This is a genomic window from Telluria sp. AZSoR62 (assembly GCF_058111565.1).
Window position 1 is genome coordinate 1 of the sequence record NZ_JBYTST010000296.1, and the last position, 274, is coordinate 274.

1 pseudogene is annotated in these 274 nt (G+C 61.7%); it reads left to right on the plus strand.

From position 1 onward, the window contains the following. Positions 1 to 274 (plus strand): annotated as a pseudogene (locus tag AC3XQU_RS23865) (UDP-glucose 6-dehydrogenase); the annotation flags it as partial.

The window sequence follows — 274 nt, forward strand, 5'->3', positions numbered from 1 at the left end:
GAAGTGATGCGCGACCTGTATGCGCCCTTCAACCGCAACCACGACCGCATCATTTTCATGGACCTGCGCAGCGCCGAACTGACCAAGTACGCCGCCAACTGCATGCTGGCCACCAAGATCAGCTTCATCAACCAGATCGCCGAGCTGGCCGAACACCTGGGTGCGGACATCGAAGCCGTACGCCTGGGCATCGGCGCCGACTCGCGGATCGGCTACCACTTCATCTACCCGGGTTGCGGCTACGGTGGTTCGTGCTTCCCCAAAGACATGCGCG